The organism is Pseudoduganella rhizocola, from assembly GCF_045984285.3.
Taxonomy (GTDB): Bacteria; Pseudomonadota; Gammaproteobacteria; order Burkholderiales; family Burkholderiaceae_D; genus Rugamonas.
This window is the reverse complement of the sequence record NZ_JBJQIK030000003.1, coordinates 250,085-271,453: the sequence shown is the minus strand read 5'-3', so window position 1 is coordinate 271,453 and position 21,369 is coordinate 250,085. Positions and strand designations below refer to the sequence as shown.

At 62.1% G+C, this 21,369-nt stretch carries 17 protein-coding genes and 4 tRNA genes; 6 read left to right on the top strand and 15 right to left on the bottom strand.

Features of this window, described 5'->3' with window-relative positions; genetic code table 11:
- Nucleotides 1-3: 3 nt before the first annotated feature.
- Complete coding sequence (locus ACJRPG_RS08480; protein WP_407999622.1) at nucleotides 4-1,509, top strand: NAD(P)H-hydrate dehydratase; 1,506 nt, start codon at nucleotides 4-6, stop codon at nucleotides 1,507-1,509.
- Here ACJRPG_RS08480 and ACJRPG_RS08475 read toward each other — a convergent pair.
- A complete protein-coding gene (locus ACJRPG_RS08475; RefSeq protein ID WP_407999991.1) occupies nucleotides 1,506-2,198 on the bottom strand; it encodes an ABC transporter ATP-binding protein in 693 nt (230 codons plus the stop codon). The genes ACJRPG_RS08480 and ACJRPG_RS08475 overlap by 4 nt on opposite strands.
- Before the next feature lie 49 nt (nucleotides 2,199-2,247).
- On the opposite strand from ACJRPG_RS08475, the gene ACJRPG_RS08470 reads away from it, so the two are divergent.
- Both ACJRPG_RS08470 and mnmH read left to right on the top strand, forming a co-directional pair.
- On the top strand, nucleotides 2,248-2,889 hold the full coding sequence (locus ACJRPG_RS08470) for an arylesterase (RefSeq protein ID WP_407999621.1): 642 nt from the start codon (nucleotides 2,248-2,250) through the stop codon (nucleotides 2,887-2,889).
- The gene (gene mnmH / locus ACJRPG_RS08465; protein ID WP_407999620.1) at nucleotides 2,886-3,941 is read left to right on the top strand and encodes a tRNA 2-selenouridine(34) synthase MnmH; all 1,056 of its coding nucleotides are present in this window, start codon (nucleotides 2,886-2,888) and stop codon (nucleotides 3,939-3,941) included. Before ACJRPG_RS08470 ends, mnmH begins: the two co-directional genes overlap by 4 nt.
- Nucleotides 3,942-4,006: 65 nt before the next feature.
- Here the strand turns inward: mnmH and ACJRPG_RS08460 are convergent, their stop codons facing one another.
- The 14 genes from ACJRPG_RS08460 to ACJRPG_RS08395 form a co-directional block, all read right to left on the bottom strand.
- Complete coding sequence (locus tag ACJRPG_RS08460) at nucleotides 4,007-5,923, bottom strand: SurA N-terminal domain-containing protein (RefSeq protein WP_407999619.1); 1,917 nt, start codon at nucleotides 5,921-5,923, stop codon at nucleotides 4,007-4,009.
- A gap of 169 nt (nucleotides 5,924-6,092) precedes the next feature.
- Nucleotides 6,093-6,169: transfer RNA gene (locus ACJRPG_RS08455), tRNA-Asp, on the bottom strand.
- Between the two features lie 25 nt (nucleotides 6,170-6,194).
- Nucleotides 6,195-6,271, bottom strand: a tRNA-Asp gene (locus ACJRPG_RS08450).
- Nucleotides 6,272-6,305: 34 nt separating this feature from the next.
- Nucleotides 6,306-6,381 (bottom strand) — tRNA-Val (locus tag ACJRPG_RS08445).
- A gap of 41 nt (nucleotides 6,382-6,422) precedes the next feature.
- Nucleotides 6,423-6,695, bottom strand: coding sequence for an HU family DNA-binding protein (locus tag ACJRPG_RS08440; RefSeq protein WP_134383520.1), 273 nt, complete (start codon nucleotides 6,693-6,695; stop codon nucleotides 6,423-6,425).
- Between the two features lie 205 nt (nucleotides 6,696-6,900).
- Nucleotides 6,901-9,312 (bottom strand): endopeptidase La, encoded by a 2,412-nt coding sequence (gene lon, locus ACJRPG_RS08435; RefSeq protein ID WP_407999618.1) that lies wholly within the window; start codon nucleotides 9,310-9,312, stop codon nucleotides 6,901-6,903.
- Nucleotides 9,313-9,561: 249 nt separating this feature from the next.
- The gene (gene clpX, locus ACJRPG_RS08430) at nucleotides 9,562-10,830 is read right to left on the bottom strand and encodes an ATP-dependent Clp protease ATP-binding subunit ClpX (RefSeq protein WP_407999617.1); all 1,269 of its coding nucleotides are present in this window, start codon (nucleotides 10,828-10,830) and stop codon (nucleotides 9,562-9,564) included.
- A gap of 154 nt (nucleotides 10,831-10,984) precedes the next feature.
- Nucleotides 10,985-11,602, bottom strand: coding sequence for an ATP-dependent Clp endopeptidase proteolytic subunit ClpP (clpP, locus tag ACJRPG_RS08425; RefSeq protein WP_407999616.1), 618 nt, complete (start codon nucleotides 11,600-11,602; stop codon nucleotides 10,985-10,987).
- 63 nt (nucleotides 11,603-11,665) lie between these two features.
- Nucleotides 11,666-13,006 carry a trigger factor gene (tig, locus tag ACJRPG_RS08420; RefSeq protein ID WP_407999615.1) on the bottom strand — a complete coding sequence of 447 codons (1,341 nt, stop codon included), beginning with the start codon at nucleotides 13,004-13,006 and terminating at the stop codon, nucleotides 11,666-11,668.
- Between the two features lie 32 nt (nucleotides 13,007-13,038).
- A tRNA-Leu gene (locus tag ACJRPG_RS08415) sits at nucleotides 13,039-13,125 on the bottom strand.
- Between the two features lie 110 nt (nucleotides 13,126-13,235).
- A complete protein-coding gene (locus ACJRPG_RS08410) occupies nucleotides 13,236-13,481 on the bottom strand; it encodes a hypothetical protein (RefSeq protein WP_407999614.1) in 246 nt (81 codons plus the stop codon).
- Between the two features lie 4 nt (nucleotides 13,482-13,485).
- Complete coding sequence (locus tag ACJRPG_RS08405) at nucleotides 13,486-13,755, bottom strand: BrnT family toxin (RefSeq protein ID WP_407999613.1); 270 nt, start codon at nucleotides 13,753-13,755, stop codon at nucleotides 13,486-13,488.
- 123 nt (nucleotides 13,756-13,878) lie between these two features.
- Nucleotides 13,879-16,962, bottom strand: a complete 3,084-nt coding sequence (locus ACJRPG_RS08400) for an efflux RND transporter permease subunit (protein WP_407999612.1) — start codon at nucleotides 16,960-16,962, stop codon at nucleotides 13,879-13,881.
- Nucleotides 16,959-18,053: an efflux RND transporter periplasmic adaptor subunit gene (locus tag ACJRPG_RS08395; protein ID WP_407999611.1), complete on the bottom strand. Its 1,095-nt coding sequence runs from the start codon at nucleotides 18,051-18,053 to the stop codon at nucleotides 16,959-16,961. The genes ACJRPG_RS08400 and ACJRPG_RS08395 overlap by 4 nt, the downstream gene beginning before the upstream one ends.
- Before the next feature lie 166 nt (nucleotides 18,054-18,219).
- On the opposite strand from ACJRPG_RS08395, the gene hpnC reads away from it, so the two are divergent.
- From hpnC to hpnE, 3 genes are read left to right on the top strand one after another with little or no spacing between them, the layout of a single operon-like run.
- The gene (hpnC, locus tag ACJRPG_RS08390) at nucleotides 18,220-19,044 is read left to right on the top strand and encodes a squalene synthase HpnC (protein WP_407999610.1); all 825 of its coding nucleotides are present in this window, start codon (nucleotides 18,220-18,222) and stop codon (nucleotides 19,042-19,044) included.
- Nucleotides 19,045-19,082: 38 nt separating this feature from the next.
- Nucleotides 19,083-19,916, top strand: a complete 834-nt coding sequence (hpnD, locus tag ACJRPG_RS08385; RefSeq protein ID WP_407999609.1) for a presqualene diphosphate synthase HpnD — start codon at nucleotides 19,083-19,085, stop codon at nucleotides 19,914-19,916.
- Complete coding sequence (hpnE, locus tag ACJRPG_RS08380) at nucleotides 19,909-21,282, top strand: hydroxysqualene dehydroxylase HpnE (protein WP_407999608.1); 1,374 nt, start codon at nucleotides 19,909-19,911, stop codon at nucleotides 21,280-21,282. Before hpnD ends, hpnE begins: the two co-directional genes overlap by 8 nt.
- Nucleotides 21,283-21,369: the final 87 nt, after the last annotated feature.

Below are 21,369 nucleotides of genomic sequence, written 5' to 3'. Positions count from 1 at the left end.
GCTATGCACCCGCTCTATTCCGTCGCCGAGATTCGCGGCATTGAACACCTGGCTGCCCAGCGGCTGCCGGAGGGCGCGCTGATGCAGCGCGCCGGACAGGCGGGCGCCAACGCCGCGCTCGATTTGCTCCCGTTCTCGACCAGCCGCGCACGCGTGCTGGTGCTGGCCGGCCCCGGCAACAATGGCGGCGATGCGCTGGAAACGGCGGCGCACCTGGCCCACGCCGGCGCCCAGGTCACGCTCATGCACTTCGCGCCGAACGGCGAGCCGTCGCCGGAGCGTGCTGCGGCCCTGTTCCGGGCCCGCCATAGCGCGGTAACGTTCGCCGATCTCTCGCTGGCCGAGATTTCCGGCGGCGACTGGAGCCTTGTCATCGACGGCCTGTTCGGGATTGGTCTGAGCCGTCCGCTGGAAGGCGCCATGGCCATTCTGGTCAGCACCATCAACCAGCTGGGCTGCCCTCTCCTGGCCCTGGATGTGCCGAGCGGGCTCGATGCGGACAAGGGCTGTGTGATCGGCCCAAATGGCATTGCCGTACGCGCCACCCATACCGTGACCTTCATCGGCAACAAGCCCGGCCTGCACACCTGCGATGGCCGCGACCATGCGGGGCTGGTCCAGGTTAACAACCTCGACCTGGAAGCTTCACTGTTCCCCTCCTCGCGCACCCACCTGAACGACGTCAAGTTCTTCGCGCGGCATATCCACTCCCGCCGCCACAATTCGCACAAGGGCAGCTTCGGCAACGTGGCGGTGCTGGGCGGTGCAAACGGCATGGTCGGCGCCCCGGTGCTGGCGGGCCGCACCGCGCTGCTGACCGGCGCCGGCCGGGTTTACCTGTGCTTTGCAGGCGAGGCGCTGCCGTATGACAGCGGACAGCCGGAACTGATGTGCCGCTCGGCGCTGGGCTTCGATTTCGACAGTGCGATCGTGGTTGCGGGGCCCGGCCTGGGCACCAGCAGCGATTCGCGCGCGGTGCTTGCGCTTGCGGCATCGGGCGCACAGGCGCTGGTGCTGGATGCGGATGCGCTGAACATCATGTCCGAGGATTCCGCGCTATGCGATGCAATCGCCCAGCGCAGCGCAGAAACGGTGCTCACCCCGCACCCTCTGGAAGCGGCCCGCTTGCTCGGCGCTTCCGCTGCCTCGGTGCAGTCGGACCGGCTGCGTGCGGCCCGCGAGCTGGCATCGCGTTTCAAGGCCACCGTCGTACTCAAAGGCTCCGGAACCGTGCTGGCATCGCCGCGCGGCGACGTAGTCATCAACAATACCGGGAATCCCGGACTTGCCACCGCAGGCACCGGCGACGTGCTGGCCGGCCTGTGCGGCAGCCTGCTGGCGCAAGGCTGGCCTGGCTGGGAAGCGGCGCTGGCCGGCGTCTGGCTGCATGGCATGGCGGCCGATGTACTGGTAACGGAAGGCACCGGGCCAATCGGCCTCACCGCCAGCGAACTGGTGCCCGCGATCCGCGTGGCGCTCAACCGGATGGTCGAGCACCACGGCCGTTAAACCAGGCGGCCTGCCGCGATGGTGATGGTGCGGCCGCAGCGTGCCGCAATCGACGGGTCGTGCGTGACCAGCACCAGCGTGGAACCGCGTTCCCGGTTCAGCTCAAACATCAGCTGGATCACGGCTTCGCCGGTGGCGGCGTCGAGGCTGCCGGTCGGTTCGTCGGCCAGCAGCAGCGGCGGCTCGGTGACGAAGGCGCGCGCCAGCGCCACGCGCTGCTGCTCGCCGCCGGACAGGAATTTCGGATAGTGCTTCAAACGGCTGGACAGCCCAACGCGGCCCAGCATGGCCTCGGCCTTGGCGCGCGCATTGCCGTCTCCCGCCAGTTCCAGCGGCAGCATCACATTCTCCAACGCCGTGAGGTGGGCGAGCAGCTGGAAGGACTGGAACACGAAGCCCAGCTTTTCCTTGCGCAGCGCGGCACGGCCGTCCTCGTCCAGCGCGTAGATGTCGGCGCCGTCCAGGATCACTTTGCCGGTGCTGGGCGTATCGAGGCCGGCCAGCAGGCCGAGCAGGGTCGATTTGCCCGATCCGGAAGCGCCGACGATGGCGAGCGTCTCGGCCTTTTGCACTGTAAAATCCACGCTATGCAAAATGGTGAGCTCGCCGCTGGCATCGGCCACACGCTTGCTCAGCCCTGAGACGACGATTGCCGCCTGCGCGGCGCCGACGGGCGCCACGGATGGCATGGCGGGGGAATCGGGAATGAAATTGCTGGACGCTTTAGGAAAATCAGGCATGGTCTTATTCATCAGTTTGCGGAACCTCTCAGTAGCGCTGCTCGCTATGCTCAGCTGGAGCGTCAGCGCGAGCGCCTATTCTGCCCCAAAAACCGTGCTCGTGGTGGGCGATAGCCTGTCGGCCGAATATGGTATCGCGCGCGGCGCGGGCTGGGTGGCGCTGGCGGAGCAGAAACTCAAGGCGCAGAAAATGGATGTCAACGTGGTCAACGCCAGTGTGAGCGGCGAAACCACCAGCGGCGGGCGCACGCGCCTGCCGCAGCTGCTGGCGAAGCACAAACCGGATATCGTGGTGATTGAACTGGGCGCCAACGATGGCCTGCGCGGCCTGCCTGTCGCCGCCGCCGACTCCAATCTGCGCGCCATGGTCGACACGGCGAAGAAGGCCGGCGCCCGGGTGCTGCTGGTCGGTATCCGCATTCCGCCGAACTATGGCCGCGATTATTCGGAGAAGTTCTTTGCCATGTATGACACCATCAGCAAGGCCGCCAAGGTGCCGCTGGCGCCCTTCATGCTCGAAGGCGTGGTCACGCACCCGGAACTGTTCCAGCAGGACCGCCTCCATCCTCTGGCGGAGGCGCATCCGATTATCCTTGCTAATATCTGGCCTCATCTCCTCGCGATTGTGAAAGCAAAATGAAGTATCCAGAAATCCTGCGTATCGAAGACGTGCTGGCGCGGCTTGACGAATTCGACACCATCATCGATGCGCGCAGCGAGTCCGAATATGCGCTGGACCACCTGCCGAACGCGATCAACTGCCCGGTGCTCGACGACCAGCAGCGCATCCGGGTCGGCACCTTGTACAAGCAAGCCAGCGCCTTCGAGGCGAAGAAGATCGGCGCGGCGCTGGTGGCGCGCAATATTGGCGACCATATCGAGGCGCTGTGGCTCGGCAAGCCGCGCGAGTGGAAACCCCTGGTCTATTGCTGGCGCGGAGGGAACCGCAGCGGTTCGATGGCAACCGTGCTGGCCAAGATCGGCTGGCCCGTGGTGCAGCTGGAAGGCGGCTACAAGGCGTTCCGCAACCAGGTCAACCTGGACCTGGAAAAAACGCCCCAGCTGGACTTCCGCGTGATCTGCGGCACCACCGGCAGCGGCAAGACGCGCCTGCTCGATACGCTGGAATCCATCGGCGCGCAGGTGCTGGACCTGGAACAGCTGGCGGCGCACCGCGGCTCGGTGCTGGGCAATATTCCCTGCCAGCCGCAGCCCTCGCAGAAGGCGTTTGAAACCTCGATCTGGGACCGCCTGCGCCGCTTCGATCCGTCGCAGCCGGTGTTCGTGGAGTCGGAGAGCAAGAAGGTAGGCTCGCTGCGTGTGCCGGCGGCGCTGATGGACCGCATGCGCGCGTCCCCTTGCGTGGCGATGCAGGTGTCGCGCGCTGAACGCGTGAAGCTGCTGATCGAGGATTACCAGCATTTTGCGTGCAATGCGCCTGCGCTGAATGCCCAGCTGGACTACCTCACGCCGCTGCACGGACGCGAGAAGATTGCGAAGTGGCAGGAGATGTCCTCCGCCGGCGAAATGCCGGAGCTGGTGGATCAGCTGCTGGTGGATCATTACGATCCGGCTTATCTGAAATCGATCGACAAGAATTTCCAGCAGTTTGGCAAGGCAGTGCAAGTCGAGCTGGCGGATATTTCGCCCGCGTCGTTCCTCGCCGCAGCCCGCAAGCTTCACTCACAATAAACCGGGTCTGACCCCAATTAACAAAAAGCCGCCTCCGGGCGGCTTTTTTGCTGGGGCGAAGAGAATTATTTGGCTTCTTCGGTCTTCGCGGTCAGCGATGGACGCAGCATCTTCACTTTGGCCTTGGCCTTCAGCGATTCCACGTAGCCGTACATTTCCTGCTGCGAGATGATGTTGCCGATCTGTTCCTGCTCGGCCTTGCGGCGCGCTTCGTCCTGCTGCGCAGGCTGGTGCACCTTGCCGATGCGGTACAGGCCATAGCCCTGGCCCGGCAGGTCCACGCCAACATAGGCCGGCAGCTTGCTCACGTCGGCCTTCAGCACGGCCAGCGCAGCGGCCTGGTTGATGCCTTCCACTTTCGAGCGCGAGATGGATTTCACTTCGCCGAAGCCTTCGGTATTGCCATCCTTCTTCGCTGCGGCCAGTTTCGCTTCGCCGGCCTTGCGGGCCATGGACAGCGCTTCTTCCATCGTCACGCGCTGGCGGATCGCCGCGTCGACTTCGGCCAGCGGACGCTTGGATGCAGGCTTGTATTCAACGATGCGGCCTGCAATCAGCGTGCTCGGTGCGATTTCAACGGCTTCGGTGTTGCGCTTGTTCTTCAGCGAATCTTCCGAGAACAACGCGGTCAGGAACTTGGCGTTGTTGAACGGCGCAGCGCCCAGCATCGGCGACGGCGTGCGGCTCAGGCCAGCGGCAGATTCGATCTTCAGGCCGGTTTTGTCCGCAGCCGGCTTCAGGCTGTCAGCCTGTTCGTACACAGTGTTGGAGAAGGCTTCGGCCATTTCGGAATACTTCTTCGCTGCCTTCTGCTTTTTCAGGTCCGCAGCAATGTCGCCCTTCACTTCGTCCAGCGGCTTGGTGGTGGCCGCTTTCAGTTCGGTCACGGTCAGCACGTGATAGCCGAATTCGGATTCCACCGGCGTGCTGATGTCGCCCTGCTTCAGCGCGAAGATCGCGTCTTCCACAGCCTTCGGCAGCGCGCCCTTCTCGATCACGTTCAGGTCGCCGCCCAGTTCAGCGGATGCCGGATCTTCCGACTTGGCCTTGGCCACGGCAGCGAAGGTTGCCGGCGCCTTGCGCACTTCGGCGGCAATCGCGTCGGCCTTGGCCTTGGCGGCGGCCTTCTGCGCTGCGGTAGCGTCCTTGTTCACGGCCACCAGGATATGGCTGGCGCGGCGGGTCTCCGGCGCGGTGAAGCGCGCGGCGTTCGACTTGTAGTAGGCGGCGACTTCTTCGTCGCTCACCGTTACCTGCGCCGCAACCGCGTCGGCGTTCAGCAGCAGGTATTCGATTTTCGCCTGTTCAGGCAGTTCGAACAGCTTCGGGTTCTTGTCGTAGAACGCCTTCACCATCTCGTCGGTGACTTTCACCTGCGGCAGGAATTCGCTGATCGGCAGCACCAGTTCCTGCACGTCGCGTTCCTGCGCGCCGATGTCCGAAATCATTTTGGACACGGTGCGCGGCGCGAAGCCGGAGCTCTCGATGCCCGAGGTCAGCTGCTGGAAAGCCAGCTCCTGGCGCACGCGCGCTTCGTACATCTGCGGCGTCATGCCCTGGGCAGCGAGCAGCGCCTGGTAGCGCTCCATGTCGAAGGAGCCGTCGGCCTTGGTCAGGCCCTGGCCGAGGATGTATTTCTGCAGTGCCGCGTCGCCGATGGTCATGTGCGAACGGATCACTTCCGCATTGATCGAGCGCTCGGCGACCAGCGTTTCCAGGATGTTCTGTTTGAACTCGGGCGTGTCGAACAGCTTCTGGTCGTATTGCTGGCCCATGCGCTGGCGCAGGTTGTCCAGCTGGCGGCGCTGAGCGGCTTCCCAATCCTGCTGCGACAGCGTTTTGCCGTCGATCTTGGCGACGGCGGTTGCGCTGTCGTCAAACGACTGATAACCGCTCACGCCCACGAAGACGAAAGACGGGACGATCACGATCGCCAGAAGAATCTGCATCAGCTTTTGATGCGTGCGGATATATTCAAACATGTTCAGCCAGTTCCGGTGTGTGGATCTCTTCAAGAAAAAAGGCGAACCTTATGTTCGCCCTCTTTCAGCTCACGCGATTTTACAGTGCACTTTTCACTATAGCAAGGATGTACGGGGAAGGCGCAAAAGAAAAACCCCGCAGTCATTTCTGGCTGCGGGGTATCTGTTCTGGCGGAGCGGACGGGGCTCGAACCCGCGACCCCCGGCGTGACAGGCCGGTATTCTAACCAACTGAACTACCGCTCCTGGTTAGACGTTTCGTTGTATTTGCTGGCGGAGCGGACGGGGCTCGAACCCGCGACCCCCGGCGTGACAGGCCGGTATTCTAACCAACTGAACTACCGCTCCTGCAAATACAAGGTACTACGTGCTCCGGTTTAACTGGTGGGCGCTGAGAGGGTCGAACTCCCGACCTAATCCTTGTAAGGGATCCGCTCTACCAACTGAGCTAAGCGCCCGTTAAACCGGCCTGGTGAGCTGTCAAGCTCACCGAAGTCCGTTAGTTTACAGCATCTTTCAGCGCTTTACCAGCTTTAAATTTCGGTACTTTCGCTGCTTCGATGGTGATCTCTTCCTTGGTGCGTGGGTTGCGGCCGGTACGGGCTGCGCGCTCGCTCACCATGAAGGTGCCAAAACCGACCAGGGTGACGCTGTCGTTCTTGGCCAGAGTAGTGGTAACGCCATCGATCATTGCGTCCAGCGCGCGTGCTGCTGCCGCTTTCGAAATGTCTGCGGAAGTAGCGATATGGTCGATCAATTCAGTCTTGTTCACAAGCAGTCCCCGTCACAAAGGTTTATATCGTTTATACCGTTTTTGTGCCTGATTAACAGGCAGTAAAAAAGGGCAGAGAAAATCTCAGGCGGTATTAAACAGGCCACGATCACTTTGTGTCAAGGTTTCACACAGAGAAAACACGGAGAAAAATAAAAACAGGCGCCCGAAAGCGCCTGTTTTGTTTGCTGCGGATAAAGACTGCTTAGTGTTTTACCACCTCGCTCTGGCCTTCCGGCTTCGCCACCGCGGCCGCCACGGCTTCCACCGCAGGCGTTTCCACGATCGGCTCCGGCTGGCGTTCCAGCGCCACTTCCAGCACCTTGTCGATCCAGCGCACCGGCACGATTTCCAGCTTGTTCTTCACATTGTCCGGAATCTCGGCCAGGTCCTTCACGTTCTGCTCGGGAATCAGCACCGTCTTGATGCCGCCGCGATGCGCCGCCAGCAGCTTCTCTTTCAGGCCGCCGATCGGCAGCACTTCGCCACGCAGCGTGATCTCGCCCGTCATCGCCACGTCGGCCCGCACAGGAATGCCCGTGAACACGGACACCATGGCGGTCGTCATCGCGATACCTGCCGAAGGACCATCCTTCGGCGTCGCGCCTTCCGGCACGTGGATGTGGATGTCGGTCTTCTCGAACTGCTCCGGCTTGATGCCGAGGCGCGAGGCGCGGCTGCGCACCACGGTGCGGGCTGCCTCGATCGATTCCTTCATCACGTCGCCCAGCGTACCGGTTCGGATCACATTGCCCTTGCCCGGCATCGTCACGGATTCGATGGTCAGCAGGTCGCCGCCCACTTCGGTCCATGCGAGGCCGACAACCTGGCCAACCTGGTTCTCCTTCTCGGCCACGCCGAAGTCGTAGCGGCGCACGCCCAGGAACTTGTCCAGGTTTTTCGGCGTGACGGTCACTTTCTTTTCCGACTTCTTCAGCAGCAGCATCTTCACGACCTTGCGGCAGATCTTCGACACTTCGCGTTCCAGCGAGCGCACGCCGGCTTCACGGGTGTAGTAGCGGATGATGTCGCGCACGGCCGCTTCGCTCACCGCGATCTCGCCTTCTTTCAGACCGTTGTTCTTGATCTGTTTCGGCAGCAGGTAGCGCAGCGCGATGCTGGTTTTCTCGTCTTCCGTGTAACCCGACAGGCGGATCACTTCCATCCGGTCCAGCAGCGCCGGCGGGATGTTGTAGGAGTTCGAGGTGGCCACGAACATCACGTCCGACAGGTCGAAGTCCACTTCGATGTAGTGGTCGCTGAAGGTGTGGTTCTGTTCCGGATCCAGCACTTCCAGCAGGGCCGACGATGGATCGCCGCGGAAGTCCGCACCCATCTTGTCGATTTCGTCCAGCAGGAACAGCGGATTGCGCACGCCGACCTTGGCCAGCGACTGCAGCACCTTGCCCGGCATGGAGCCGATATAGGTGCGGCGGTGGCCGCGGATCTCGGCTTCATCGCGCACGCCGCCCAGCGCCATGCGCACGAACTTGCGGTTCGTGGCGCGGGCAATGGACTGGCCCAGCGAGGTTTTACCCACGCCTGGTGGGCCCACGAAGCACAGGATCGGCGCTTTCAGCTTGTCCACGCGCTGCTGCACCGCGAGGTATTCCAGGATGCGTTCCTTGATCTTGTCCAGGCCGTAGTGATCGGCTTCCAGCACCTTCTCGGCATTGGCCAGGTCGTTGTTGACCTTGGACTTTTTCTTCCACGGCAGCGACACCAGGGTGTCGATGTAGTTGCGCACCACGGTGGCTTCGGCCGACATCGGCGACATCAGCTTCAGCTTCTTCAGCTCGGCCTGGGCCTTTTCCAGCGCTTCCTTCGGCATCTTGGCGGCGGCTACCTTCTTCTCGAGTTCGTCGAGATCGGCGCCCTCTTCGCCTTCGCCCAGCTCTTTCTGGATCGCCTTGACCTGTTCGTTCAGGTAGTACTCGCGCTGCGACTTCTCCATCTGGCGCTTGACGCGGCCACGGATGCGCTTTTCCACCTGCAGGATGTCGAGTTCGCCTTCCAGCTGGCCGAGCAGGTGCTCAAGACGCTTGGCGACGTTGAAGATCTCCAGGATCACCTGTTTCTGTTCCAGCTTCAGCGGCAGGTGCGCGGCCACGGTATCGGCCAGGCGGCCGGCATCGTCGATGCCGGACAGCGATGCCAGGATCTCGGGCGGGATCTTCTTGTTCAGTTTTACGTACTGGTCGAACTGCTGCACGATGGCGCGGCGCATGGCTTCGATTTCGGAATCGTCGCCGATTTCCGATTCGAGCGGCACCAGGTCAGCCACAAAGTGCGTTGGCGAGTCCGTGATCTTGCGGATGCGCGCGCGCTGGGAACCCTCGACCAGCACCTTTACGGTGCCGTCCGGCAGTTTCAGCATCTGGAGGATATTCGCGACGCAGCCGATTTCATAAATATCGGTTGGAGAAGGTTCGTCCTTGGCAGCAGCTTTCTGTGCGGCAAGCATAATGCTCTTGCCCTGCTCCATTGCGGCTTCCAGCGCCTTGATCGATTTTGGGCGACCGACGAACAGAGGTATCACCATATGCGGGAAAACGACGACATCCCGTAAAGGCAACAACGGCAGTTGAGTCTGCTCAGTTAATTTGGAAGTTGTCATGGCGTACCTTATGTAAAAGCATGTTCATGATGTAGGCATTTAATGCCGAATCACAAGACCCCTAAAGCCCTGAAATAAATACGGCTTTAGTGCTATAAAAAAAGGCAGGCTCTTTTAATGAAAAAAAGCCACGCACGGCCTGCGCCGCGAGTGGCTTTTCGATTGAAGCCTGCTTCTCTTATTGGTTTTGATTGTACTGCCTTGCCCCACGGATTCAAAACGAATTTTGCGGGAGTGTGCAACCCTTAATTAGTTTTCACCTGACGCTTTGGCAGGTTCCTGGTAAATCAGCAAAGGTTTCGCGCCGCTGGTAATCGTATTCTCGTCGATCACCACCTTGGTCACGTTCTGCTGGTTCGGCAGGTCGTACATCACGTCCAGCAGCGCATGCTCCAGGATGGAACGCAGGCCGCGCGCGCCGGTCTTGCGGGCCAGCGCCTTGCGGGCGATGGCATGCAGTGCGGCCGGGCGGATTTCCAGCTCCGCGCCTTCCATTTCCAGCAGCTTCGAGTATTGCTTGATCAGCGCATTCTTCGGCTCCACCAGGATCTGGATCAGCGCCTCTTCGGTCAGCTCGGCCAGGGTGGCGACCACCGGCAGGCGGCCCACCAGTTCCGGAATCAGGCCGAACTTGATCAGGTCTTCCGGTTCCGCGTCCATCAGGATCTCGCTGGCAGCGCGCTGCTCCTGCGATTTGACGATGGCCGAGAAGCCGATGCCGCTCTTTTCCGAGCGGTTGGAGATGATCTTGGCCAGGCCGTCGAAGGCGCCGCCGCAGATGAACATGATGTTCGTGGTGTCGATCTGCACGAAGTCCTGGTTCGGGTGCTTGCGGCCGCCCTGCGGCGGCACCGAGGCCATGGTGCCCTCGATCAGCTTCAGCAGCGCCTGCTGCACGCCCTCGCCCGACACGTCGCGGGTGATGGACGGGTTGTCCGACTTGCGGGAAATCTTGTCGATCTCGTCGATATAAACGATGCCGCGTTGAGCTTTCTCAACATCGTAGTTGCAGCTCTGCAACAGTTTCTGGATGATGTTCTCAACGTCCTCGCCCACATAGCCGGCTTCCGTCAGCGTGGTGGCGTCGGCGATCACGAAAGGCACGTTCAGCATGCGGGCCAGGGTCTGCGCCAGCAGGGTCTTGCCGGAGCCGGTCGGGCCCACCAGCAGGATATTGGATTTCGCCAGTTCGACGTCATCCTTCTTGCCCAGGTGCTTGAGGCGCTTGTAGTGGTTGTACACGGCCACGGACAGGATGCGCTTGGCAGTCTGCTGGCCGATGACATACTGGTTCAGCAGTTCCGCGATTTCATGCGGCGTCGGCAGGTCCGACTTGGCGCCCGTGACAGATTCGATGCTGGAGGTTTCATCGCGGATGATGTCATTGCACAGGTCAATGCATTCGTCGCAGATGAAGACCGACGGACCGGCGATGAGCTTCTTCACCTCATGCTGGCTCTTGCCGCAGAACGAGCAATACAGGAGTTTTTCGCCGCTGGAGGATTTTTTCTCTGACATGGGACGGTATCGTTAGTTGCTATCAGTAAAACTTTTGCACTGTACAGAGGAAACATTCCCTCTACATAGGCACCATGCTACCCGATTTGAATGCAAAACGCCCGGAACGTTGTAGCGTCCGGGCGCTTTTTGTCACAGATGAGGCTGGGACAGATCAGGCACGGGTGGTCAGCACCTTGTCAATCAGGCCATACTCGGCTGCTTCGTCGCCGGACATGAAGCGGTCGCGGTCGGTGTCCTTGGCAATCTGCTCGATGGACTGGCCGGTGCGTTCCGCCAGGATGCTGTTCAGGCGATGGCGCAGGTAGAGGATTTCCTTGGCCTGGATTTCGATGTCCGAGGCCTGGCCCTGGGAGCCGCCCGAGGGCTGGTGAATCATGATGCGGGAGTTCGGCAGCGAGAAACGCTTGCCCTTCGCGCCGGCAGCCAGCAGGAAGGCGCCCATCGAAGCCGCCATGCCGGTGCACAGGGTCGACACGTCCGGCTTGATGAACTGCATGGTATCGAAGATGGCGAGGCCGGCCGAAACCGAGCCGCCCGGCGAGTTGATGTACAGGGAAATGTCCTTGTCAGGATTTTCACTTTCCAGGAACAGCAGCTGCGCCACGATCAGGTTGGCCATCTGGTCATTGACCGGGCCCACCATGAAGATCACGCGCTCTTTCAGCAGGCGCGAGTAGATGTCATAGGAGCGCTCGCCACGGCCGCTCTGTTCGATGACCATCGGCACCAGGCCGAGCATTTCGGTGTCGAGTGCCGGATTACGGTTCATTCCAGTCATTCCTTTTCCTTGTGAAGCAGCGCCGGACACCGCCGGCGCTGGAATACGCAAACCTTATGCCTGCGCTGCACTGCCCATCAGCTCGTCGAAAGGAATCTCTTTCGCGGTCGTCTTGGCCAGGCCCAGGACATAAGTAACGACGTTTTCTTCCAATACAAGAGCTTCCACTTCGCCCAGGCGGCGGCGGTCGCTGTAGTAGTACTTCAGCACTTCGCGCGGATCTTCGTAGCTCTGCGCGAAATCTTCCACCTGCGCCTTGACCTGCTCAGGGGTTGCCTGCAGGTTGTTGTCGCCAACCAGCTGGGACAGGATCAGGCCCAGGCGCACGCGGCGCTCGGCTTTGTCCTTGAACAGCTCTGGAGGGAATGGTACATCTTTTACGTTCATGCCGCGGGCGGCCATGTCCTGGCGGGTCATTTCGGCCAGGCGCTCGGTGTCCTGGGCTACCAGGGCTTGCGGCACGTCCAGGGTGGCGGTCTTCACCAGCGCATCCATCACGGCTTCCTTGTTGCGCGCTTTCACGCGGCCGGCCACTTCACGCTCCAGGTTGACCTTGATGTCTTCGCGCATTTTGGCCAGGTCGCCGTTTTCCACGCCCAGCGATTTGGCGAACTCGGCGTCCACTTCCGGCAGGTGGGCCCACTCCAGCTTCTGCAGGGTGATGGTGAACTCGGCGGTTTTGCCGGCCACGTCCTTGCCGTGGTAGTCCTCAGGGAAAGCCAGCGGGAAGGTCTTGGACTCGCCCACTTTCAGGCCCACGGTGGCGGCTTCGAATTCCGGCAGCATGCGGCCTTCGCCCAGCACGAAGGCGTAGCCGTCGGCTTTACCGCCCGGGAATTCCACGCCGTCGATCTTGCCCACGAAGTCCACGGTCACGCGGTCGCCGTTGGCAGCGATAGCCTCGCCGCCGTCGCCGTGCTCGCCGGCTTCGCCCTTGGTGTGGAAGTGCACACGCTGCTTGCGCAGGATGTCGATGGTCTTGTCGATTTCGGCGTCGGTAACAGTGGACTTCACGGTCTCGATGTCAACCTTGGTCAGGTCGCCGATTTCGACTTCAGGATACACCTCGAAGGTGGCGTCGAAGGCCAGCTGGCCTTCAGCGGAATCCTGCTTCGGTTCGATTTTCGGGAAACCGGCGACGCGCAGGTTGTTCTCGTTGGCGGCGTCGTTGAAAGCGCGGCCGACTTTGTCGTTCAGCACTTCGGTTTCGATTTGGTAGCCGTATTGCGCAGCAACCATCTTCATTGGCACTTTGCCTGGACGGAAGCCTGGCGCACGGGCGCTGCGGGCTTGCACTTTCAGGCGCTTCTCCACTTCGGTGCGGACATCCGACAGCGGGAAGGAGATGGTCATGCGACGTTCAAGTTTGCCCAGGGTTTCGACTGCAGTTGCCATGTAAAAATCGTCCAATGAAATAAGAATACTGTTGGTGCGAGGAGGGGGACTCGAACCCCCACACCATTGCTGGCGTCAGGACCTAAACCTGGTGCGTCTACCAATTTCGCCATCCTCGCGGCGTATTTGCACAAAAGCAAAGGGCGACCATTAAGTGAAAACGGGTCGCCCTACCCTGTTTACAAACAGGGGCTTTCAACTTCAACGCGGTATTTTACTGTGTTTTTCCTCAGCGGGGAGGTTTTTTTGACTGAACCACAACATTCGCCGCCTGGAGTTTGCCGCCGAACAGGCGGGCCGGTTTGAACAGTGCCCCTTCCCCCTCTTTCAAAGGCGGATTATCAGGATCGGCCAGCGCTGCAGCAGTGATTGCTGCATCCTCTTCCTCAGTAGGCCAGACCGCAGACCGCATCAGCTCCCGGCGCAACTCTGCTCGTTGCGCATCATCAAGCTCACGCTCGGTTTGCGGTTTCATTTGATCAGTAGTTCTCTTCATATTCCCGGTACTCACGACGACTTGCCTTACGGAGGCTAATTATCCGCCTTAGATTGTTCCGATCCACATAAACGACCGCATAGAGCAGGCCTTCAATGAAACCAAGCACCTTGTATCTGTCTTCCCCATAGTCGTCGCGGTCGTCCAGCTTTTCCAGTACTGCCGCCCAGTTTATCCGGGCGGCTACGGCGAGCGAGATGCCATGCCGCTGCACATTAGCGCGATCCTTCGCTGCATCGTATGCGATGTCCATATCATTATGGACCTATTGCGGGAGCTGGCAAGTGGGCGGATGCATGCGGGACCATGGGTAGCCGTTGTTCAGGCTACCTATGAGATCACCGCACGCGAGCGACAGGATTGTCGCGGAACAAACTCAGGCGGGCTTTTTGACGCGGAACCAGGCGGCGTAGAGGGCCGGCAGGAACAGCAGCGTCAACGCGGTGGCGAGCACCAGGCCGCCCATGATGGCCACCGCCATCGGCCCCCAGAACACGGAGCGTGAGAGCGGGATCATGGCCAGCGCGGCGGCCGCGGCCGTCAGCAGGATCGGGCGGCAGCGGCGCACCGCGGACTCCACGATCGCATCCCAGGCCGAGTGCCCCGCCGCGATGTCCTGCTCGATCTGGTCGACCAGGATCACCGAGTTCCGGATGATCATGCCGAACAGCGCGATGATGCCGAGGTTGGCCACGAAGCCCAGCGGACGTCCCAGCAAGAGCAGCGCAAACGCGGCGCCCGCCACGCCCAGCGGACCGGTGAGGAAGACCAGCAGCGAACGCGAGAAGCTATGCAGCTGCAGCATCAGCAAGGTGAAGATAATGAACAGGGCGAGCGGCAAGTTGGCCGCAATCGAGGCTTCGGCCTCCGCGCTGTCCGATGCGGCGCCCTTCACCTTGATGCGGTAGCCCGGCGGCAGCTTGGCGCGCAGGTCGGCCAGTTTCGCGTTTACCTGGTCGGATACGGTCGGGCCCTGGATGCCCTCCACTACGTCCGACTGCACGGTGATCGCCCATTCGCGGCCCAAACGCCACACCACACCGGGCTCCCAAACGAAGTGCACGCGCGCCAGCTGCGAGATCGGCACCGACTTGCCGCTGGCGGTCGGAATGTTCGTGTTGTTCAGCACCGAGATCGTGGCGCGCTCGTCCAGCGGCTGGCGCACCTGGATATCGATCAGGCGGATGCCTTCGCGGAACTGGCCGATCGGCGTGCCGGACAGGATGGTGTTGGCGGCCCGCATCACGGTCTGCGAAGTCACGCCAAGCGCGCGCATGCGGTCCTGGTCCAGGTCGAGGCGCAACACCTTCACCGACTCGTTCCAGTTGTCGTTCACGCCCACGGTATTCGGGTTGGCGCGCATGATGTCCTTCACCTGGTCGGCGATATGGCGCACCTGCTCCACCTCGGTGCCGGTCACGCGGAACTGCACCGGATACGGCACCGGCGGACCATTAGGCAGCAGCTTTACGCGGCCGCGCACTTCCGGGAAGCCGGTCTTGAAGGCCTGCGTGATCTTCTGGCGCAACTCCTCGCGCGCTTTCAGGTCCTTCGGCAGCACCACGATCTGCGATACGTTCGTCTGCGGGAAAATCTGGTCCAGCGGCAGGTAGAAGCGCGGGCTGCCGGTGCCCACATAGCTGGTCACGCTCACCACGCCCGGCTGCTGGCGGATGAAGGCCTCGAACTTCTTCACCTGCGCCTCATTGGCCTTGAAGGCAGTGCCTTCCGGAGACCACATCTCCACCATCAGCTCCGGACGGCTGGAATCGGGAAAGAACTGCTTCTCGATGAAGTTGAAGCCGTAGATGCCGAGCGCGAAGACCAGCATGGTCAGGGCAATGGTCGTTTTGCGGAACTCAACGCACCACGTTACCAGGCGGCGGAAGCGCATGTAGCCGGGGGTGTCGAACAGTTCGTGGCCATGCTCGCCTTCCGCGTGCGGCTTCACTTTCAGCAGCAGATAGCCGATATAGGGCGTGAATACCACCGCCACGAACCAGGACATGATCAGCGCAATCGCGTTCACCGAGAACAGCGAGAAGGTGTATTCGCCGGCGGCCGATTTGGCGAGGCCGATCGGCACAAAGCCCGCCACGGTAATCAGCGTGCCGGTCAGCATCGGCATGGCCGTGGAGGTATAGGCAAACGTGGCCGCCTCGAAGCGGGACATGCCCTCCTCCATCTTCCGCACCATCATTTCAACGGCAATGATCGCATCGTCCACCAGCAGGCCGAGGGCGATGATCAGCGCACCGAGCGAGATCTTGTGCAGGTCGATATCCAGCATGCGCATGAACAGGAACGTCACGGCCAGCACCAGCGGGATGGTGAGCGCCACCACCAGGCCGGGGCGCACGTCCAGGCGCAGCCTGGGTTTGGTATGCAGGCCGAGCGCAACGAAGCTCACCGCCAGCACGATCAGCACCGCCTCAATCAGCGTATGCACGAACTCACCGACCGATGCGGTAACGGCCTGCGGCTGGTCGGACACGCGCTCAAGCTCGATCCCCACCGGCAGCTTGCGCTTCAGGTCCGAGACAGTCGCTTCCAGCGCTTTGCCCATCTCGATGATGTTTCCGCCCTTTTCCATCGACACGCCAAGGCCGATGACTTCCTTGCCATTGAAGCGCATCTTGTCGCCGGGCGGATCCTGGTATTCGCGCTTGACGGTAGCGAAATCGCCGAGGCGGAAGGTGGTGCCATTGGCGCGCAGCTCGAGGTCTTCCAGATCCTTGACCGTCTTGAGCGCGCCAGTGACACGCACCTGCAGGTTATCAGTCGGCGTTACCAGCACGCCGGTGGATTGCACCGTATTCTGCGCCGCGATCTGGTTAACAATCTGCTCGAAAGGCACACCGAGCTGGGCGAACTTCTGGTGCGAGAACTCAATATTGATCTTCTCGTCCTGCACGCCGAACAGTTCAACCTTGGATACCTTGCCGACGCTGAGGAGCTGCTGGCGCACGAAGTCCGCATAATCCTTCATCTCCGCGTAAGTGAAGCCATCGCCGGAGAGTGCGAAGATGGAGCCGTAGGTATCGCCGAATTCGTCGTTGAACATCGGGCCGATCACACCTTGCGGCAGCGTGGCCTTGATATCGCCGATCTTCTTGCGCACCTGGTACCAGGACGCCGAGGTCTCTTTCGGCGGCGTGGACTCCCTCAGGCTGATGAGCACCAGGGTCTGGCCGGGCTTGGAATAGCTGCTGATCTCATTCACATAAGGGACTTCCTGCAGCTTCTTCTCCAGTTTGTCCGTCACCTGGTCGGCCATCTGCAGCGCCGTGGCGCCGGGCCAGAAGGCCTGCACCACCATCACGCGGAAGGTGAACGGCGGATCTTCGTCCTGCCCCAGATTCTTATAACTGAGCATGCCGCCGATGAGGATCACGGCGATCAGGTAGCGCGCGAGCGGAATATGTTCCAGCGCCCAGCGCGAGAGGTTGAAGCCTTTCATTGAGCGGCCTCCGCGCCCAGGATCTTCACTTTCTGCCCCGGCTTCAGCATATGCACGCCGGCCGTCACCACGGTCTGGCCGGGCTTCACGCCGCTGCCCAGCACCAGCTCATTGCCGGCGGCGCCGGCAACGGTGACAGGCACCAGCTTCGCGACGCCGTTTTCAACCGCCCACACCGACGTAGCGCCCTTCTCATGGAACAGCGCGGTCAGCGGCACCTTGATCTGCGGCTGCGCAGTCTTCGAGGAGAAGGAAACCACGGCGGTCATGCCCAGCTTCGCCTCCGCCAGTTCCTGCGGAATGGTGACTTTGAAGGTATAGGTGCGGGTCGCCGGGTCGGCCACCGGCGAAACTTCGCGGATCTTGCCGGGCACCGCGCGCTGGGGATCCGCCCACAGGCGTACCTGCACATCGCTGATCTTGCGCAGCTCATCGACCCGGCCTTCCGGCACGCCGATCACGACTTCCTTCTCGTCCGTGCGCGCCACGCCGACCACCGGCGTACCGGCGGCAACCACCTGCCCCACTTCCGCGCTGACGCTCGTCACTACGCCGTCGATATCAGCCACCAGGGCGGAATATCCGGCCTGGTTCGACTGGCCGCGATAAGCTGCCTGCGCGGAATCCACCGTGGCCTGCGCCGCCTTGTAGGCCGACTCCTTACTATCCAATACGGTCTGGCTGACGAAATTCTGGGTCTTCAGGTCCTGGTAGCGCTTCAATTCGGCGCGCGCGAAGTCGCGGTTGGTTTCGGCGGCACGCAGGGAAGCCAAAGCCTGGGCCTGCGAGAGCTTCAGATCCTGCGGATCCAGCTGCATCAGCACCTGGCCGCGCTTGACCACGGTGCCTGTGTCCACCTTGCGCGAAACGATTTTGCCGCCGACCCGGAAGCCCAGGCGCGACTCCACGCGCGGCCGCACCTCGCCGGAGAACTCGGCATTCACGTCGATATCGCTGCTCTTGAGCACAATCGCGCGCACGGGACGGATATCCTCCGTCTTTTCGGCGGGCCTGGAGCAGGCCGCAAGCAGCGCCGCCATGCCGAAAAGTGTGACTAAAGTGAGACGGTGCGGGGTTTTCGGGTCATACACGGTATTTTTCCTTCGTTAAGGCCACAGCCGAATTGCAGTAGTGCCAGATTGCCACTATGATTGCGTGCTGAAAATTAAATGACTTTCCGTTAAGTTAGAAAATTATAGACAAGTAACAACCATTTGAAAATGACTTTTGCGTCATTTATTTGAGATTGCTGCCTCCATGCCCGTCGAGCACTACGAAAATTTCCCGGTTGCGTCCTACCTCCTGCCTCGCCGCCTGATCCCGGCGGTGGAGGCGATTTACGCCTTTGCGCGCAGCGCCGACGATATTGCGGACGAAGGCGATGACGGCCCGGAGCTGCGCCTGGCAGGGCTGGCCGCCTATGACATGGAGCTGGACCGCATCGAACGCGGCGAGGCCAGCGCGGACCCGATGTTCCAGCGCCTGGCTGGCGTGATCGCGCAGTACGAACTGCCGCTCAAGCCCTTCCGCGACCTGTTGTCGGCCTTCCGGCAGGACATCACCGTGCAGCGTTATACGACCTACAACGACCTGCTGGACTACTGCGCGCGTTCGGCCAATCCAGTGGGCTACCTGATGCTCTGCCTTTACGGCGCGGCGGACGAAGACAACGTGCGCGACTCGAATGCCATCTGTTCCGCGCTCCAGATCATCAACTTCCTGCAGGACGTGGCGATCGACGAAACCAAGGAACGCATCTACATTCCGATGGAAGACCTGGCCCGCTTTGCCGTGCCGCCCGCAGCCATGCACAGCCTGGAAGGCCAGGCCAAGTGGCGCGCGCTGATGCGCTTTGAAGTGCAGCGCGCCCGGGCCCTGATGCTGAGCGGCGCCCCGCTGGCGCTGCGCCTGAAAGGCCGTATCGGCCTTGAACTGCGCATGATCGTGCAGGGCGGCCTGCGCGTGCTGGAACTGATTGAGGAAGTGGATTACGACGTATTCCGGCGCCGCCCGGCGCTGGAAAAGCGGGACTGGCTCAAAGTTTTCTGGCGCGCGCTTCGGATGCGGGCGGCTTCCCTGTAGAATTGCGGGTTTGACAGCATCATCCTTGCAAACCGTACATGTCTCCTGACGAATACTGCCAGCAGAAGGCCGCGCAAAGCGGCTCCAGCTTCTATTACAGCTTCCTCTTCCTGCCGCCCGAACGCCGGCGCGCGATCACGGCGCTGTACGCCTTCTGCCGCGAAGTGGACGACACGGTCGACGAGTGCTCGGACGAATCGCTGGCGCGCATCAAGCTGGCCTGGTGGCGCACCGAGATTGCGGCCATGTACGCCGGCAATCCAACGCACCCGGTGACGAAGGCGATGCAGCCGCATCTCGCCGCCTATGACCTCAAGCAGGAACATATGCAGGCCATTATCGACGGCATGGAGATGGACCTGAACCAGACGCGCTACCTCGATTACGCAGGCCTGAGCAAATACTGCTGGCATGTGGCGAGCGTGGTGGGCATCCTGTCCGCCAGCATTTTCGGCGTGACGCGTCCGGAGACGCTGGCCTACGCGGAGAAACTGGGACTCGCATTCCAGCTGACGAATATCATCCGCGACGTGGGCGAAGACGCGCGCAAGGGGCGCATCTACCTGCCGGTCAATGAACTGCAGCAGTTCAATGTGACGGCCGCGGATCTGCTGAATGCGCGCCATACCGAAAACTTCGAAAAACTGATGGCTTTCCAGGCCGAGCGTGCGCAGCGCACCTACGACGAAGCGCTGGCGCTGCTGCCGAAGGAAGACCGGCGCGCGCAGCGCCCGGGCCTGATCATGTCCGCCATCTACCGCACGGTGCTCGAAGAAGTGCAGCGCGACGGCTACCATGTGCTCACGCAGCGCATCTCGCTCACGCCGATCCGCAAGCTGTGGCTGGCGTGGAAGACCTGGGTTCGTGGCTAAGCAGGTAGCCGTTATCGGCGGCGGCTGGGCGGGCTGCGCGGCGGCCGTGGAGCTGGTGCGCGGCGGTGCGCAGGTCACGCTGTTCGAAGCGGCACGCACGCTGGGCGGCCGGGCACGGCGTGTATCGGTGGACGGCCGCACGCTGGACAACGGGCAGCACATCCTGCTCGGCGCCTATGCCGAATCGCTGCGGCTCATGAAGCTGGTGGGCGTGGATCCCGGCGCCGCCATCCTCAAGCTTCCGCTCCAGATGCGCTATGCATCCGGCAGCGGCATGGACTTCATCGCGCCGCGGCTGCCCGCGCCGCTGCACCTGGCGGTCGCGCTGCTGCGGGCGCGTGGCCTGGAGCGCGAAGACAAGCTCGCCTTGGCGCGCTTCTCGACCACCGCGCGCTGGATGGGCTGGCGCCTGGACGTGGACTGCACGGTCAGCGAGCTGCTGGAACGCTTCGACCAGACGCCGCGGCTGATCCAGCTGATGTGGCGTCCACTATGCCTCGCCGCACTCAATACGGTGCCGGAAAAAGCGTCGGCCAGGGTATTCCTCGCCGTGCTGCGCGACAGCCTCGGTGCGCGCCGCTCGGCCTCGGACATGCTGATCCCCCGCATCGACCTGAGCGCCCTCTTCCCCGACGCCGCCGCCGCTTGGCTGGCGCAGCGCGGCGCCACCGTCCATAGCGGCGCCAAAGCACGCCTGGCGCGCAGCGCCGGCGGCTGGTCCATATCCACTGCCGAGCCCGTGTCCACCTTGGGGTCAGACCCCAAAGTGGACACGGGCTCGGCCGTGGCCTCGCAGTTTGATGCGGTAGTGCTCGCTACTTCCCCCGCCGCCGCAGGGCATCTGCTGGCGCCACTGGACGAGGCCGGCGCACTGTGCGCGACATTGTCGGCGCTGCAACCGGAACCGATCACCACCTGCTACCTGCAATACGAGGCCAGCGAATCGCTGCCGCTCCCCTTCTGCGCGCTGATCGACGATCCGGCCCGCCAACACTGGGGCCAGTTCGTCTTCGACCGCGGCCAGCTCGATCCCGCCCAGCGCGGCCTGCTGGCGGTGGTCATCAGCGCCTCCGAAGCAGCCTCGGACCTGCCGCAAAGCGAGCTGGCCGCGCAACTGGCAGCCCAGCTGGCTGGCGTTTTCGGGCGTGCCCAGCTTGCCGCGCCGCAGTCCAGCCGCGTGATCACCGAAAAACGCGCGACCTTTTCCTGCACGCCGGATCTGGCCAGGCCGGGCAACCGGACACCGTTGCCCGGCCTCTGGCTGGCAGGCGACTACACGGCCGGCGACTACCCTGCCACCATCGAAATGGCCGTCCGCAGTGGCATTGCCGCAGCGAAAGGCATTCTCAAGGAGAAGACGGCATGATTTCTGCTCGCCGTCCGTCCCGGCTCCCTGCATCCTGCTCCCCGAATAGTGCAGCCCGTCGCACTCCGGTGGTCTATACCGCTTCCC